This is a genomic window from Pseudomonas sp. R38(2017) (genome assembly GCF_002112395.1).
Lineage (GTDB): Bacteria > Pseudomonadota > Gammaproteobacteria > Pseudomonadales > Pseudomonadaceae > Aquipseudomonas.
Genome location: NZ_NEHN01000011.1, coordinates 1 through 16646, shown reverse-complemented (window position 1 = coordinate 16646; position 16646 = coordinate 1). Strand labels below are relative to the sequence as shown.

The 16646-nt window shown below is 62.0% G+C and carries 13 protein-coding genes; 2 read left to right on the top strand and 11 right to left on the bottom strand.

What is annotated here, in order from left to right:
- Positions 1-6 precede the first annotated feature (6 nt).
- From CAF87_RS24510 to CAF87_RS24480, 7 genes are all read right to left on the bottom strand, one after another.
- A complete protein-coding gene (locus CAF87_RS24510) occupies positions 7-1302 on the bottom strand; it encodes an NAD(P)/FAD-dependent oxidoreductase (RefSeq protein WP_085733463.1) in 1296 nt (431 codons plus the stop codon).
- Complete coding sequence (locus tag CAF87_RS24505) at positions 1299-1976, bottom strand: S8 family serine peptidase (protein WP_085733462.1); 678 nt, start codon at positions 1974-1976, stop codon at positions 1299-1301. Before CAF87_RS24505 ends, CAF87_RS24510 begins: the two co-directional genes overlap by 4 nt.
- Positions 1966-3684 carry an ABC transporter ATP-binding protein gene (locus tag CAF87_RS24500; protein ID WP_085733461.1) on the bottom strand — a complete coding sequence of 573 codons (1719 nt, stop codon included), beginning with the start codon at positions 3682-3684 and terminating at the stop codon, positions 1966-1968. The genes CAF87_RS24505 and CAF87_RS24500 overlap by 11 nt, the downstream gene beginning before the upstream one ends.
- Entirely contained in the window at positions 3684-5588 is a 1905-nt protein-coding gene (locus CAF87_RS24495; protein ID WP_085733460.1) for a sigma-54-dependent Fis family transcriptional regulator, read from the bottom strand. The genes CAF87_RS24500 and CAF87_RS24495 overlap by 1 nt, the downstream gene beginning before the upstream one ends.
- A 117-nt stretch (positions 5589-5705) precedes the next feature.
- Positions 5706-6731 carry a histone deacetylase family protein gene (locus tag CAF87_RS24490; RefSeq protein ID WP_085733459.1) on the bottom strand — a complete coding sequence of 342 codons (1026 nt, stop codon included), beginning with the start codon at positions 6729-6731 and terminating at the stop codon, positions 5706-5708.
- A gap of 3 nt (positions 6732-6734) precedes the next feature.
- Complete coding sequence (locus CAF87_RS24485) at positions 6735-7973, bottom strand: Zn-dependent hydrolase (protein ID WP_085733458.1); 1239 nt, start codon at positions 7971-7973, stop codon at positions 6735-6737.
- 22 nt (positions 7974-7995) lie between these two features.
- The gene (locus CAF87_RS24480) at positions 7996-9306 is read right to left on the bottom strand and encodes an MFS transporter (RefSeq protein WP_085733457.1); all 1311 of its coding nucleotides are present in this window, start codon (positions 9304-9306) and stop codon (positions 7996-7998) included.
- Between the two features lie 163 nt (positions 9307-9469).
- On the opposite strand from CAF87_RS24480, the gene CAF87_RS24475 reads away from it, so the two are divergent.
- Positions 9470-10405, top strand: a complete 936-nt coding sequence (locus CAF87_RS24475; protein WP_085733456.1) for a LysR family transcriptional regulator — start codon at positions 9470-9472, stop codon at positions 10403-10405.
- On the opposite strand, the gene CAF87_RS24470 is transcribed toward CAF87_RS24475, so the two are convergent.
- The 3 genes from CAF87_RS24470 to CAF87_RS24460 are packed head-to-tail and all read right to left on the bottom strand — an operon-like array spanning position 10399 to position 13378.
- Positions 10399-11328, bottom strand: a complete 930-nt coding sequence (locus CAF87_RS24470) for a glyoxylate/hydroxypyruvate reductase A (RefSeq protein WP_085733455.1) — start codon at positions 11326-11328, stop codon at positions 10399-10401. The two genes, CAF87_RS24475 and CAF87_RS24470, sit on opposite strands and share 7 nt — an antisense overlap.
- A complete protein-coding gene (locus CAF87_RS24465) occupies positions 11325-12080 on the bottom strand; it encodes a class II aldolase/adducin family protein (protein WP_085733454.1) in 756 nt (251 codons plus the stop codon). Before CAF87_RS24465 ends, CAF87_RS24470 begins: the two co-directional genes overlap by 4 nt.
- The gene (locus tag CAF87_RS24460; protein ID WP_085733453.1) at positions 12077-13378 is read right to left on the bottom strand and encodes an MFS transporter; all 1302 of its coding nucleotides are present in this window, start codon (positions 13376-13378) and stop codon (positions 12077-12079) included. The genes CAF87_RS24465 and CAF87_RS24460 overlap by 4 nt, the downstream gene beginning before the upstream one ends.
- A 144-nt stretch (positions 13379-13522) precedes the next feature.
- Here CAF87_RS24460 and CAF87_RS24455 point away from each other — a divergent pair, with 144 nt between their 5' ends.
- Complete coding sequence (locus CAF87_RS24455) at positions 13523-14482, top strand: LysR family transcriptional regulator (RefSeq protein WP_085733452.1); 960 nt, start codon at positions 13523-13525, stop codon at positions 14480-14482.
- 12 nt (positions 14483-14494) lie between these two features.
- Here CAF87_RS24455 and mrdA read toward each other — a convergent pair whose 3' ends face one another.
- Positions 14495-16387, bottom strand: coding sequence for a penicillin-binding protein 2 (gene mrdA / locus CAF87_RS24450; RefSeq protein ID WP_085733451.1), 1893 nt, complete (start codon positions 16385-16387; stop codon positions 14495-14497).
- Positions 16388-16646: the final 259 nt, after the last annotated feature.

Sequence of the window (16646 nt, the reverse complement as noted above, 5' to 3'; positions counted from 1 at the left end):
CTTGGCTCAGGGTTTGAAACCCTGAGCCAACAGCCACCCGCGAACGGCTCGTCCCTGCTCACGCGTCAACCCCGCCAGCGCCCGATCCGCCGGCTCATCGCGCAAGCGCCTTACCAGCGGCGCCAGCTCCACGCCTTGCACATGCCAGATCCCCAGCGGCTGTTCCGCCGTAATCACCACCTCGGTTTCATCGACAAACCCGTCACGCAACACCGGCATCCGCTCGATGCGTAACGCGGCAAAATCCGCCGCTGCATGGGCTACTTCCGCGTCGGGCCAATGCCGCCGCGCCTGCCAGAATGGCTGATCAAGCCAACGCTGTTCATCGGCATAAAAGTCCCGGCCGATGCGCGCAAAGCGCAGGAACAATTGCTCCACCCGTTGCCGATGAAAACGTTGCGCCAAGGCTGCTCGTTCCGGTTTGCGCAGCAACGTATTGATCACCACCGGCGCCTGCAACGCCGAGGACAGCGACTGAAAAATCCCGTTGCCGGACAGCGGGTCCACTGCCATCGCCGCATCGCCGACACGAATCCAGTTTTCACCGCAGACCTGCGGCGCAAGAATCGCCGTGCTGCTGCGAGCGTGCAGTTGCAACTCCGACTCCACGCCACTAGCAAAGAACGCTTGAGCAAAATCCGAAGCCTGACGCCGCGTGCGGCAGTAATCGAGCAACTGCGCCTTGCCCGGCAACCCGGCGCTCGCCACGTCCATGGTCCATTGCCAATAACATTGGCCGTCATCCCGCCGCGCCATCCACGCCCAACCATCTTCAAGGCTTTCCACGGCACTGGCGGTCACACCCGGCGCCCCTTGCCAACGATTGAGCAGGCTGACCGTCTCCGGTCCGCGCAGGCCTTTGCCGGATGCCGGTGCCTGTCGCCCCCGGGCCTCCACCAGGAAATCCGCCGTCAGTGTCTCACCACGGTCGAGCTCGACTCGATGACCGTCCCCCGAGGACTGCACAGTCAGGATTCGCCCTTCAATCACCTCGACGCCGGCCAGCCGCAAGTCTTCACGCAAACCACGATCGAAGGTCGGACGATCCAGCAGAAACTCGATGTTCTGCGCATGCTGCTGGCCATTCCACGAAACCTGTCGCCGGGACGGCAACGTGGCGTCCGCCAGCGCATGATTCAACCCGGCACCGCGCAACGCCTCCAGCACCCGTTGCGACACGCCTTCGAGCGCCGCAAAGCGGCGCCATTCGCTGACCAGTGTCACCGTGTAACCCAAGCGTCGAAGCCCCAACGCAACCGCTGCACCAGCCGGCCCGGCACCGAGAATCAGGATCGGCGTCATGGGCCGAAACGCCGTTCAGGGCCGCGATAACGAGCGTGCTGTTTCAGCCAATCAATGACCTCGGCATTGCTCGCCTGAGGATGCTCCAGCAAATAGCGGGCAATGTGACCGCTCAACGCGGCACACCCCAGACTGGCCCCGGACTGCCCCGGATAGGTGCCACGAACACACGCGGCAAAATCCGCCTGTGCACTGTCGAGCCAGGACCACTGTTCATCGGTGCAACGGGCGTCACCGGTCACCCGCAATACTTGCGGATAACTGGCCGGAAACACCGCCGCGCCCTGCGCCGGGCTCGATGCACACAGCAACACTCCACGAGCCACCGCCGCCGCGCAGGCTTGGCGCAACAGACTGCGATCCTGACGCAGGCCAAGGCTCAGATTGATCAGCCGCACGTCCTGCGCCACCAGCCAATCGATGGCCGCAGAAATCTGCAAGGCGCTGGTGACACCGCGTTGATCGAACACCTGAGCCACACAAATCTGCGCGGCCGGTGCGCGACGGCTGATCGCCTCGATCACCGCGCTGCCATGACCAAGCGGATCGTCGCGCAGATCCGATTCGGCCAGACCGTCCTCCAGCAATGAGAACCGTCGCCCGGCAACCACCTGCACCCGTTGCGCAGCCGAGTGTCCGCTGTCGACCACACCGATACGCAATTCAGGCTTCATGCAGCACCGTTTTCGAAATGAGTACACCGTCGAGCAACTCGAAACGCAGGTCAGCATCGGCCAGGGTCGAGGGGCGGTGGCTGATAAGGATTCGTGTGCGCCCGGCAAATAACCGGTCGATGGCTTCGATCACCTCGCGCTCGGTGGCTTCATCGACTGCCGATGTGGCTTCGTCGAGCACCAGAATCAGCGGATCCTGCAACAGCGCCCGGGCAATCGCGATGCGCTGTTTCTGCCCGCCGGACAACTGCTGACCGCGCTCGCCCAGCGGGCTGTCGAGGCCTTCGGGCAGCGACGCGATCAGGCTGTCGAGTTGCGCCAGCCGTGCGACCTCGGCGATGGCCTCGCGGCTGGCGTCCGGCACCGCGTAGGCCAGGTTGTCGGCGAGGCTGCCGCGAAACAGCACGATGTCCTGACTGACCACGGCAATGCGCCGGCGCAGTTCGAACAGTTCAAGTTCACGCAAATCCACCTCGCCGAGCAACACTCGCCCGGACTGCGGATCATGATGCCGTTGCAGCAGATCGATCAGCGTCGATTTGCCGACACCGGAGCCGCCGCTCAAGGCGACTTTCAGACCGTAGGGAATCGTCGCCTCGATGCCGCTCAATGTGCTTGGGCGACCCGGATGGCTGAAGTGCACCGTGTCGAAACGCAGCTCCCCCGAAGTCGGAAACGGTTTCGGCGTGACCGGTGAAAACACGGTGGGCTCTTCGCCGCGCAACTCCATGACTCGCCCCAGACTGACGGTCATGCGCTGGATTGCCACGTACAATCCCAACAGGCTCTGCACCGGCCCGACCGCCATCCCAAGATAGGTGGAAAACGCGATCAGCGCGCCGAGCTGCCAGGTGCCCTGTACCACCCAATAGCCACCGATCAAAAAAGCGCAGGCGCGGGACAGCGAGGTCAAGGTGCCAGGCACGGCCTGGGTGAAAAACTCGGTGACTTGCAGCCGCAGCAACTGGTTCATGTAGCCTTGCCCGAGGTTTTCCAGACGCCGTGCTTCACGCTGTTGCTGGCCGGCGGACTGGATGAATTTCATCACCGGAAGGGTCTCGACCATGAACGACGACATGTCCGCCGAACGCTCGCGCAACTGCCGCACGTCGCGCTCGACCTTGCGCCGCATCCAGCGCAGCCACAGCACGTCGAGCGGGATCAGCACCAGCGCCAGCAACGAGAGTTTCCACGACAGGGTGAACAACATCGCTATCGCCACTACCAGGCCAATCACACTCGACACCGCCGAGAACAACGAGTCCACGGCGAAGCGCTGAATCTCCGCCACATCGCCGTCCAGCCGCGACATGAGATCACCGATCCGCCGATGGCCGTAGAAGCTCGGCGACAGCTTCTGCAAATGCCGGTAAAGATCATCGCGCAGAGCAAACAGAATCCGCCCGGACAGCCGCGTGTGCAGATAACGGTTGATCCCCGACAACGCCGTGCCGAGCAGTCCCGCGATGATCATCAGCACCGCGATCATTACCAGCATCGGGAAGTTGCGTGCCAGCAGGCCGTCGTCGATCAGCAGCTTGACCAGCCACGGCTGCACCAGCACCAGCAGCGACGCGCACACCGACAGACCGAGCAGTCCGGCAATCGCAAGCCGCTGCGGCCGCACGAACCCATACAACCAACGCAATGCCGCTTGCAGCGCGGCGGGGTTCTGGCTGTCGATCAGCCGCACGAACAGGCGCTGCATCACGAGCGCAACTGTTTGAGTTTGCGGTACAGGGTCGCGCGGCTGATGCCCAGAGCGTCGGCCGCAGCCGAGACATTGCCCTGATGGGTGTCGAGGGACTGGCGGATCATCTCCAGTTCGTTCTCGCGAATGCTGCCGGTCTGGGGTTTCTCGGTGGCAGAGAGTTCATCGAGCATGCTGTCGGGCAGGTGATCGAGGGTCAGCACCGTTTCACCGGGTTCGCGCATGGCCAGCGCGGTGCGCAAGACCATTTCCAGTTGGCGGATGTTACCCGGCCAGTGATAACCCGCGAGCAAGCGATTGAGGTCGTCGTGCAACACGGCGTTCGGTGCGTCGAGTTTGCCCAACAGACGAGTGACCAGCGCGGCGAAGTCATCGCGCTCACGCAGGGCCGGAAGCATCACGCTGATGCCGTTGACCCGGTAGAACAGGTCTTCCCGGAATAGCTTGTCCTCGACCTGACGCTTGAGGTCGCGGTGGGTGGCGCAGATCAGCGCGACGTCGATGTCCTGCTCTTCCCCGGCCCCCAGCGGCGCGACTTTGCGATCCTGCAGAACACGCAGCAGCCGCGCTTGCAGGGCCAGCGGCATGTCACCGATTTCATCGAGGAACAGCGTGCCGCCGTGTGCCTGCTGTAGACGCCCGATCATGCCGCCACGGCGCGATCCGGTGAACGCACCTTCGCGATAGCCGAACAGTTCCGACTCGATCAGGCCTTCGGGAATCGCCGCGCAGTTCACAGCCACAAAAGGTTTGTCGCTGCGGCTGCCGGCCAGGTGCAGGGCGCGGGCGATCACTTCTTTACCCGTGCCGGTTTCGCCGAGCAGCAACACCGGCAACGCATTGGCCAGTCCTTGTCGGGCCATGCGCAAGGCTCGGGCATAACGGTCGTTGTTGCCGGCCAGTGCTTCCAGATCAGGTTGCGCCTTGGCGGTTTTCGCCACGCTGCGCGGCGGGCCGCCGAGGTTGACCGAACGCGCCGGGGCTCGCAGGGTCTTGTAGAAAAATTCGCCCTTGGCGGTCTGCACACTGCCGACACCACCCTGTTGCAGACGGGTCAGCAACTGCACGCCATCGACCCCGAGGAATTCCTCGCAGCGCTTGCCGACCAATGCCGAACGCTCGGCTCGCAGCAACTGACAGGCCTGGGCGCTGACCGCCAGAATCTGCCCGCCAAGACTGACCGCCAGCAGGCCTTGCCACGGCGATTCCAGATACTGACGGCGACTGTGGAAGGCGAGGACGATCTGATCGGGAAAGCTGTTATTGAAGACCCGGCTCTCGATCTGACTGACCGCCATGCTCAGCAGCGCGGTGCTGTCATGAACGCGGCCGAGAGGGCCTTCGCGGGTCAGGTCGAGGACGCCGAGAATCTCACCCTGGGGGCAATGGATCGGCACTGAGGTGCAGGAAAAATCGCTCAGGCGGTCGAGGTAATGCTCGCCGCAATCGATCAGAGTGGGCCGAGCTTCGACCAGCGCCGTGCCGAGGGCGTTGGTGCCACGGGCAGCTTCGCTCCAGCAGGCGCCGAGGGTGATGTCCTGCAGACCGCTACCCTTGAGCCGGTCGGCCCGTCCCTCGACGGCGAGGATGGTGGCGTCGGAATTGGCGAGGATGATCAGGCCTTCCTTGCCCTGACGTTCGGCCAGGTAATCGATGGCCGGTATTGCCGCATCGATCAGCAGGCGATTGCTTGCCAGCAATACATCGAGACTGGCGTTCGATTCCAGTGCCAGCTCATGCTTGCCATTGAAATGCACGCCGTGGCTCAGGCTGCGCCGCCACGAAGCATCGATCTCCGCACGCAACACGCCATCCGGGACTTGCCCTTCGAGATGGAGTTTTTCCCGGGCCAGCCGGGCTTCGTGGTGAGACTTGGGATCGGTTGTTTTTATTAGAGTCATCAAGCGCTCCGGAGCGGTCCGCTTTGCGCTTCTTTACTTCAGCGCCCTGACGCCAATGTTTACGTTAACGTCAGGGCGATGGCAAGCACCGCAGGGCGCTTCGTCAGGTGGATCGTCTCAGCGCTGCCACACCTCGGTATTCACGAAAAACGCCCGGGCGTTGTCTTCGAGACTTTCCAGGTGATAGCCGCCTTCCTGCACGATCAGGCATGGCAGGCCCAGGCTGCGGATTCGCTCACCCAATGCTGCAAAGCCGTCACGGGTCACGGCGACTTTGCTTTGTGGGTCCAGTTCATAGATATCGAAGCCCAGCGACAGCACCAGCACCTCGGCGCCGAACTCCCGCACCGCCGTCGATGCGACTTCAAGTTGCCCAAGGAAATCCGCTTCGCTTGATCCATGAGCCATCGGCAGGTTGAGGTTAAAGCCCTCCCCTGCGCCGCTGCCGCGTTCGTCGGCGAACCCGGCGACGCCCGGATAGAAGTTGGTCGGATCGCCATGCACCGAGACGTAAAGAACGTCATCGCGGTCGTAGAAAATTTCCTGGATGCCTTGGCCGTGGTGCATGTCGGTGTCGAGCACGGCGACTTTATCGAACTTGTCGCGCAACACCTGCGCCGCCACCGCCGCGTTGTTCACGTAGCAAAAACCGCCCGCCGCTGCGGCCCGTGCGTGATGTCCCGGTGGACGGCACAGCGCATAAGCCGCCGGCTCGCCATCGATCAATGCCTGAGCCCCCGCCACTGCGCTTTGCGCCGACCAGTAGGCCGAGCGCCAGGTCTGTTCGCCGACCGGGCAACTGCCGTCCGCCAGATAGCGCGCCGCCTGGGCGAGGATGCCGCGCAATGCGTTGGGCTCACGGACGAAAATGTTCGACATCACCTCGTCGCCCCAGTCTTCGGGGATTTCCTTCCAGCGTGCGTGGGCTTCCTGAAGAAAGGTCAAATACGGGGCGCCGTGTACCGCCAGCAACGGCGCAAGGCCTGCATCGGCAGGTTGCTCGACACTGAAGCCCAGACCGTGGGCGGCCTGCACCAGGCGTTGCGCACGCTCGGGGACTTCCTGCGGCGTACGCATCTGTCCGCGCGAGTAATAGCTACGTGGATGGTGGAGCAATTGTTCGGGGTGGAAAAAACTGCGCATGGTTCAGGCTCCCTGTTCGATTCGTCCGGCGCGGGCCAGCACGGCGTTGAGCAATACATCAGTGCCCTGCTTCACGTCTTCGGGCAACACATCTTCGGCTTCGTTGTGGCTCAGGCCATCCACGCACGGGATGAACACCATCGCCGTCGGGCAGTAGCGCGCCAGATGAATCGCGTCATGCCCGGCGCCGCTGACAATCGACTGCTGAGCGTAGCCCAGCGCATCCACCGCCTCCTGCACCGCCGCGACGCATTCGGCGTCGAACGGCGTGGCCGGGCTGATCCAGTGCGGGGTGATCGTCAGGTTCAGGCCACGGCCATCGGCGATGGCCTGCAGGCGGGCGCGGACTTGTTGCTCCATGGCGGCAATGGCGTCGTCGCGGTGATGACGCAGATCGACGGTGAAATTCACCAGCCCCGGAATGGTGTTGCGCGAGGACTTGTTGATGCTCAACTCACCGACGGTGGTCAGGCCCTCCGGCGCAAAATCCGTGGCCAGACCTTCGATTGCCTGGATCATCCGCGCCACGCCGTACAAGGCGTCTTTACGCAGCGGCATCGGCGTGGTGCCGGCATGGGCGGCCATGCCTTCCACGCGCACGTCGAGCCAGCGGATCGCCTGACCGCCCGTGACCACGCCGATACTCTTGGCGTTGTCTTCAAGGATCGGGCCCTGCTCGATGTGTGCTTCAAAATACGCATCCACCGCGCCGCCCAACGGACGCTCTCCGGCGTAACCGGTACGCTGCAAAGCCTCGGCAACGCTGATGCCATCGACATCGCGCACCGCCAGCGCGGCGTTCAGATCCATGATCCCGGTGAACACTGCCGAGCCGAACATGGCCGGGGTGAAGCGTGCGCCTTCTTCGTTGGTCCACACCGCCACTTCCAGCGGTTTGCGGGTCTGGATGTTGAGGTCGTTGAAGCAACGCACCACTTCCAGCCCGGCGAGCACGCCGTAGACACCGTCGAAACGCCCGCCTTCGGGCTGGGTGTCGAGGTGGCTGCCCATCATCACCGGGGCGGCATCCGGATCGGTGCCGGCGCGGCGGGCGAACAGGTTGCCGATGGCATCCACGCTCAAGGTCATGCCGGCTTCGCGGCACCAGTGGGCGAACAGTTCGCGGCCGGCCTTGTCTTCGTCGCTCAATGCCAGACGGCAGCTGCCGCCTCGGGCTGTCGCACCGATTTCGGCCATGGCCATCAGGCTCGCCCACAGGCGTTCGCCATTGATTTTCAACATGAGGTTCTCCTGAAATTCCGGGTCAGGCACGGGCAATTTCCGCGCGATGGGCACTGGCGTGACGACGGGCGAGGGACAGCACGCAGACCAGCGAGATACCGGCGATCAGGCTGTAGAACACTGCCATCGGCCACCACTGCCCGGTGAACTTGTGCGCCAGCATCGTGCCGATCAGCGGCGTCAGGCCGCCGGCCACCGCACCGCAAATCTGATAGGCCAGGGAGATCGCGGTGTAGCGCACGCGTGTCTCGAACATGCCGCTGACGTAACCGGCGATCACCGCATAGAACGACGCCATGCACACTACCGCCAGGGCGATGCCGAGGATGATCAGCGGCGCCTGGGCCGAGCTGACCAGCACGAACATCGGATACGGCGAGGCCATCGCCAACAGCGACACCAGGCACAGGAAACGCGTCGCGCCGATCTTCTCCGCCGTCCATGCGGCCAGCGGCTGAATGCAGAACTGGATGATCGCGACGAAGAACAGGCATTCGAGAATCAGCGAACGCGGCAGCGCCAGTTGCTGAGTGGTGTAGGCGATCATGAAGGTGTTGGTGAAATACACCCCCGCGATGCCCAGCGTGTTGGCGCCAATGCACAGCAGCAGCGGACGCCACGCGGTACGCAGCACTTCCATCACCGGCGCCTGTTCTTTCTTGATTTGCTTGCTGGCCTGCTCGCGGCTGGCGAGGAATTCCGGCGACTCGTTCACGCCCAGGCGAATTGCCAGGCCCACCAGCAGCAACAGCGCACTGGCGAGGAACGGCAGACGCCAGCCCCAGCTCATCAGGTCTTCTTCAGGCAAACGGGTCACCGCGCTGAAGGCCAGCAGCGACAGAATCAAACCCGCCGGGCTGCCCAGTTGCGCGAACGACGCGAAGAAGTTGCGCCGGCCTTTCGGCGCATGCTCGCCGGCCATCAACACCGCCCCGCCCCACTCGCCACCGACGGCGATGCCCTGGACGATGCGCAGCAGAATCAGCAGCACTGGTGCCGCCGCGCCGATCTGCGCGTAGGTCGGCAATAGACCGATGCACACCGTGACCACGCCCATCATCAGCAGCGTGATGATCAGCGATTTCTTGCGGCCGATGCGGTCGCCGATGTGGCCGAAAATGATCCCGCCCAATGGCCGGGCAAAGAAGCCCACGGCGAAGGTCCCGAACGCGGCCATGGTGCTGAACAGCGGATCGTCGGAGGGAAAGAACAGCGCACCGAACACCAGCGCGGCGGCGGTGGCGTAGATGTAAAAGTCGTACCACTCGATCATGGTGCCGATAAAGGCTGCGGCCGCCGCACGGCGCGGCTGGTTCGAAGCATGGGGCTTCATGGGGTCGGGCTCCTTTGATTGTTTTTCTGGCAGGAGGGAAACGGCAAATCCGAGGTGCTCTGACGGCGCCTGTCTGGAGGTGATTTATCGTTCCGGGGCTATGATTAGTCAATTTTCTATTTATTATTCTAATTATTACCCAGCCTTATAATCGAGAAATCCCATGGCCGAACGCGATGTCCAGCGCCTGCTCAACGACCGCCTCGACTGGAACCTGCTGCGCACCTTCCGCGTGATCGGCCAGGAGCTGAGCATCAGCCGTGCCGCAGCGCGTCTGCACTTGACCCAACCGGCGGTGAGCCAGGCGCTCAAGCGTCTTGAGGAGCAACTGGGTCGCCAGTTGATTGCCCGGCGCGGTCCGCGCTTTGCCCTCACCGAAGTCGGCGAGCAGATCTTCGAGCTGGCCGGCGAGATCTACGGGCAGATGTCCCAGGTCAGCAGCCTGCTGGAGCAGCCGGCCGACGAAGTGATCGGCAAGGTGCGGCTGCTGATCATCAGCCGGATCTTTTCCGAGCGCTTCGATGACTTTCTCGCAGACTTTCATCGGCAGTACCCACGGGTGGATCTGGAGGTCGATGTGATGCGCAGTTCGGACATCGTCAGCGCCCTTCTGGAGAAAACCGCGACCCTCGGCCTGAGCCTTAATCGCCGCCCGCAACCGCGTCTGGAACAGCGTCTGTTCCTGCGTCAGCGTTATGCGTTTTTCTGCGGCAAACACCACGCGCTGTTCGGCCGACAGGACATCGGTGAAGGCGACTTGCAGCGGGAGAATTTCGTCAGTTTCACCAGTGACCAGATTGGCGGGATGCTTTCGCCGTTGACGATTTTTCGTGATCAGCAAGGCTTCAGCGGACGTATCGTTGCCTCATCGCCGAGCCTGGAGGAAGTGCGGCGACTGGTGATTGCCGGGTTCGGCATCGGCTGCCTGCCGGAGCACGTGGTGGCGGCGGACGTCGAGGCCGGATTGCTCTGGCGCCTGCCGCCCCACGAAGGGATTGCCGATGTCGACATTCATCTGCTGTGGAACCGCGATCAGCGTATGAGCCGCGCCGAGACGCTGTTCATCGAGCGCTTGCAGGCCTGTCTGGCGGATCAGTAACCGAGCAGTCGATCCGCGCTGTTGAGCAAAGGCTCGCCGGCATTCAGACGGCGGAAGTTCTCGGCGATCTGCTCGGCGATGCAGTCATGAGACGCCGCCGAAGCCATGTGCGGTGTGATGGTCACTCCCGAGGTTTTCCACAGAGAATGGCTTGCGGGCAGCGGTTCCTGTTCGAAGACATCGAGCAGCGCCCCGCGCAGTTTTCCACGGGCCAGCGCCTGTTGCAGATCCTCGATGTTCAGATGCCCGCCGCGTCCGACGTTGATCAGTGCCGCGCCGTTGGCCAGTCGTTCGAAGGTCTGGCGATTGAGGATGCCGCGTGTCTCGTGAGTGAGTGGCAACAGATTGATCAGCAATTCCACACCGTCGAGAAATGGATTGAAGGCATCGGTGCCGGCGAAGGTCTGCACGCCCGGCAGATCCTTGCTGCTGCGCGCCCAGCCACGTACGCCGTAACCGGCGGTTGCCAGGTCTTGGGCGATTGCGCTCCCGAGCGAGCCGAGGCCCATCACGCCGATCCGAAACTCATGGGCCGGGCGTTGCAGCGGTCTCTCCCAATGCTGCTGGCGCTGTTGCTCCAGCACCTGATCGAAGCCACGATGAAAGTGGATCACCGCCCAGCGCACGTACTCGGTCATGCCCTGACGATGGCCGGGATCGACCACCCGGCACACCGGCAGGTCCGGGCACGACGGATCGTGCTCCAGATGATCGATGCCGGCGGCGACCGAGTGAATCACTTGCAGATTGGGTAACGCGGCAAGACTGCCTGGCAGCGGAAACCAGCACGCCGCGATCTGCGCATTCGCCGCCCGTGGATCATCGGCCAGCACCGCTGACAGCTGCGGCGCGCGGCGGGCAAAGGCTTCCTGCAATTGTTTGAGCAACAGCGTGTCACGGGACATCAGTGCAACGGTGTTCATGACAGATAGGACTCGCGCTGGGATTCGATCAGGGTCAGTGCGGCCTCCCAGGCCAGGTCGATGATGTTGTCCTGTTCAGCGCGGTCGAACTGTTCGGCGGTGTGGGCGCAGACTTCCGGCGACGGGAAATGCAGCTCGCAACCGCCGGCCAGCGCTTGGACCTGGGCCTGACAGGCACGCTCCAGGAAGTGGATTTCCTGGAATGCCTGGGCCACGCCGGAACCACCGACCAGCAAGCCGTGATTGCGCAGGATCATCGCGCGATGCGGGCCGAGATCGGCGATCAGCCGCTCGCGCTCATCCAGCGACAGCGCGATGCCTTCGTAGGTGTGGTAAGCCAGTTTTCCGTAGAACTTCAGCGCGTGCTGACTGATCGGCAGCAGGCCTTGCTTCTGCGCGGCGACGGCCATGCCCGCAGCGGTGTGGGTGTGAATCACGCAGTTCAGATCCGGCCGCGCCATGTGGATTGCCGAGTGGATCACGAAGCCGGCAGCGTTGACCCGATGCCCGGCGTATTCAGGGTCTACGATGCGCCCGTCCTGATCGATGCGCACCAGATCGGAAGCGCGCATGCGGTCAAAGATCACGCCGTAGCGGTTGATCAGGAAATGATGCTCCGGCCCCGGAATCCGCAGGGTGATATGAGTGTCGATCAGGTCGGTCATGCGAAAGTGCGCGATCAATCGGTACAGCGCGGCGAGCTCACAACGGGCTTGCCATTCGATCGGGTCGATGTGGGCGGGTTTACTCACGAATACACCTCTTTGTTTGTGTGAAGGACGGCCGGGTTGGCCCGCAGACGCGCGAGGCCGCAGACACCGATCAACGACAGGGTCGACAACAGCGTGAAGAACATCGCCAGCGGCAACCATTGCCCGGAAAACTTGCTGGCCAGCAGCGTGCCGATCAGCGGCGTGGTACCGCCGGCAACCGCACAGCTCAACTGGTAAGCGATGGAAATGCCCGAGTAGCGCAGGTGTACCGGGAAGGCCTGGGTCATGTACCCGGCGATCACCGCATATAGCGCCGAGAGGATCACCACCGCGATGGCGATGCCGAGGGTCATCAACAGAATGTTTTGAGTGCCGACGAGCAGGAACATCGGGTACGGCGTGACCATGCACAGCAATGCCACCAGCATCAGGAACCGCCCTTCGCCAATGCGTTCGGCCAGCAGCGCCGACAGCGGTTGCGAGAGCAATTGAATGACCGTCACCAGGAACAGGCAGTCGAGAATGGTCGCTCGTGGGATGCCCTGATACTGGGTGACGTAGGTGATCATGAAGGTATTGGTGAAGAAAAATCCGGCCGAGCCGATGGTCACGGCGGCGGCAGCGAACAGGATCTGCCGCCAGCACTGTCGGATAACGTCCTTCACTGGATACTGGGCGGTTTCGTTGTTGTCTTTGGCCTTGGCGAACTCCGGCGATTCATGCACACCGGAACGGATCATCAAGCCGACCATCATCAGTACGCCGCTGGCGAGGAACGGCAGACGCCAGCCCCAGGCGAGGAAGTCCTCCGGCGACAGCGACGTCACCAGACGGAACGCGATCAGTGCCAGCAGCAAACCCGCCGGGCTGCCGAGTTGCGCAAAGGAGGCGTAGAAGGTCTTGCGCTTGACCGGCGCATGTTCGCTGGCCATCAACACCGCCCCGCCCCACTCGCCCCCGACGGAGATGCCCTGAATCAAGCGCAGGATTATCAGACCGATTGGCGCCCAGATACCGACGCTGGCATAACTCGGCAACAGGCCGATGCCAGCAGTGGCCAGGCCCATCAACGCCATGGTCACCAGCAGCATTTTCTTGCGACCGAGGCGATCGCCCAGATGGCCGAACACCATGCCGGCCATCGGGCGGGCGATGAAACCAACGGCGAAACTGCCGAACGCGGCGAGCGTGCTGGTCACCGGGTCGCTGCTGGGAAAGAACACTTGCCCGAGCACAAGCGCGGCGGCGGTGGCGTAGATGTAGAAATCGTAGAATTCGATGGTCGTGCCAATGAAGGCAGCGGCCGCGGCGCGACGCGGCTGAGCGGTGGTGTGCATGCAAGAACCCTGTGTATTTATAGTTTTGGGCAGGTGTCGAGGCAGCTGACGGTCGCGCTCTGTGGCGCTTGTGGGCTTTATCGCTTCCGTGAAAGGATTAGTCAATTTTCAAAAACTTATCTTTACTATTAGCGTGGCTACTGCATGAGTTCTTCCTCGAATCCCTGGGTCGGACGGCGTTTTCTCAATGATCGGCTGGACTGGAACCTGCTTCGCACCTATCTGGTGATCGGGCAAGAAGGCAGCATGAGCCGCGCCGCCGCCCGATTGCACATCACCCAATCGGCGGTCAGTCAGGCATTGAAACGTCTCGAAGAACAACTGGATTGTGTGCTGATTGCGCGCAGCGGACGGCGCTTTGATCTGACGGAAACCGGGGAGGAAGTCCTGCGGATTGCGGCGGATATCTACGGCGACATTTCCCGATTGGGCACCGTTTTAGAGAACCGTCACGACGATGTGGTGGGCAAGATCCGCATCCTGACTGTCAGTGGCGTGCAGGCGCGGCATTACGACGAGTTTCTTGCGGATTTCCACGAAACTCACCCGAAAATCGAGCTGGAAGTCGAAGTGATGGGCAGCTCGAACATCATCAGTTCACTGCTGCAAAAGACCGCCACGGTCGGTGTCGGATTATGTCGTCTGCCTCAACCAAGGCTAGAGCAACGGGTGCTGTTTCGTGAGCGCTATGCGTACTTTTGCGGGCAGCGGCATCGACTGTTCGGGCAGCAGAATCTGACGCTTGAGCAGCTCGCTTCGGAGAACTTCGTCAGCTTTACCAGCGATCAGCTTGGCGGCAATCTTTCGCCGTTGACACTATTTCGTGACCAGCAGGGTTTTACCGGCAAGATCGTTGCTTCATCTACCAGTTTCGAAGAAATTTACCGCCTGATCTGTGCGGGGTTTGGTATTGGTTGTCTGCCGACGCACCTGGTGCGACGGGATGTCGAGCAGGGTCTGCTGTGGCGCTTGCCGCCGGAGGACGGGGTGGTGGATTTCGATATCCAGCTGCTGTGGAATCGCGAGCAGAAGATGACTCAGGCTGAAACGGTGTTCCTCGACAGCTTCCAGCACATGCTCAGCTTGCGTGAGCCTGTGCTGTGAAGCTGCAGTGAATTACACGTGTGGATCACCCGGCGCCTTGGTCGGCGCAGCGTATTGAGGTTTGAGGTGACCGTCCTGATCGAGTAGCCAGGCGTCCATGATCTGCCGCACCACGGGGCCTGCGACTCGGCCACCTGCCTCGCCGTTTTCGATCATCACCGAAATCGCGATTTTCGGATGCTCGGCCGGGGCAAAGCCGACGAACAAGGCGTTGTCACGATGACGCTCGAGGGTTTTCTCGCGGTTGTAGCGCTCACCTTGCTTGATCGCCACCACCTGCGCCGTACCACTCTTGCCGGCGATGCGGTATTGCGCGCCGGCTGCAGCGGCGCGGGCGATACCTCGGGCGTCGTGCATCACCATTTGCATGCCGTGGTTGACCTGATCCCAGTCGCGCGGGTCCTTGAGCAGGATGTTCGGCATCGGGTGCTCATCCACCGGCGGTACACCGTCGACAGTCTTGGCCAGATGTGGACGATTCCATACGCCCTTGTTGGCAATCAGTGCAGTGGCCTGAGCCAGTTGCAGCGGCGTGACCTGCATGTAGCCCTGGCCGATGCCGAGGATCACCGTCTCACCGGGGAACCAGGCTTGCCGGCGCGTGGCGCGCTTCCAGGCCTGGGAAGGCATCAGGCCTGGAGACTCTTCGAACATGTCGAGCGAGACTTTCTCGCCGAGACCGAACATTGCCATGTAGTCGTGCAGGCGATCGATACCGAGCTTGTGCGCCAGGTCGTAGAAGTAGGTGTCGTTGGAGCGCATGATCGCTGCGTCCATGTCCACCCAGCCGTCACCGCTGTGGTTCCAGTTGCGGTACTTGTGGTCGAAATCCGGCAATTGGTAATAGCCAGGATCGAAGACGCGGGTCTGTGGCGTGACCACGCCAGCGTCGAGTCCGGCAATCGCCACCTCTGGTTTGATCGTCGAACCGGGCGCGTACAGGCCGCGCAGTACGCGGTTGAACAGCGGCCGGTCGATGGAGTCACGCAGCGCCGAGTATTCCTTGGAGCTGATACCGGTCACAAACAGATTGGGGTCGAAGCTCGGGTTGCTGACCATGGCCAGCACTTCTCCGGTCGATGGATCCAGTGCAACCACCGAACCACGACGATCACCCAATGCGGCTTCGGCGGCTTCCTGGAGCTTGATGTCGAGGCTCAGGACAATGTTTTTGCCGGGAATCGGATCGGTATGTTTCAGGACCCGCAATACGCGGCCCTGAGCGTTGGTTTCCACTTCCTCGTATCCGACGTGACCGTGCAGTTGCGGTTCGTAGAAGCGTTCGATGCCAGTCTTGCCGATGGACTGCGTGCCACGGTATTCGACCGAATCGAGGGTCTTGGATTCTTTTTCGTTGATGCGTCCGACGTAGCCGATCGAGTGTGCGAAGTGCGCCCCGAGCGGGTAGTTACGGACGAACTGCGGTTCGACATCCAGGCCCGGCAGGCGAAACTCGTTGACGGCGAGTACAGCGATCTGTTCTTCGGTCAGCTCATAGAACAGGGTTACCGGAGTAAACGGATGGCGCGACTGCTTCATCGCCTTGTCGAAGACCGTGCGATCCTCGGCGGGCAGGTGCAGGAGGCTGATGACTTCGTTCAGCTCCTGGTTGACGTCAGTCGCACGTTCTCTTGTGATCGTCAGGTTATAGCTGGGACGGTTATCGGCCAGCAATACGCCATTACGATCGTAGATCAGGCCACGTGTCGGCGGGATCGGCAGGACATGGACGCGGTTGTTTTCGGAGATGGTCGAGTGATAGTCGAACTCGACGACTTGCAGGATGTACAGGCGCACAACCAAGGCGCAACTGACGGCGAAGACGAACAAGGCACAGGCGATCAGGCGTTTGTTGACCAGTCGTGTCTCTTTTTCGTGATCCTTGATAGGGATGGGTTCGGGCATTTCTGCAGCCACTCTTTGACAAAAAATGAGCGCCGATCCTTGGGCGTGACATCAGTCCATTAAAAAACGAGCTGCACCATACCAAAAACCGGGCGGTCATTTCAGAGGGATTTCCCCAATGGTTGCTGTTACGACGGTCGAGTACTTTCCTGCGGGCAAAACAAAACCCCAACTGCTTTCGCAATTGGGGTTTCGGAATTTAATCTTGACGATGACCTACTCTCACATGGGGAAACCCCACACTACCATCGGCGATGCA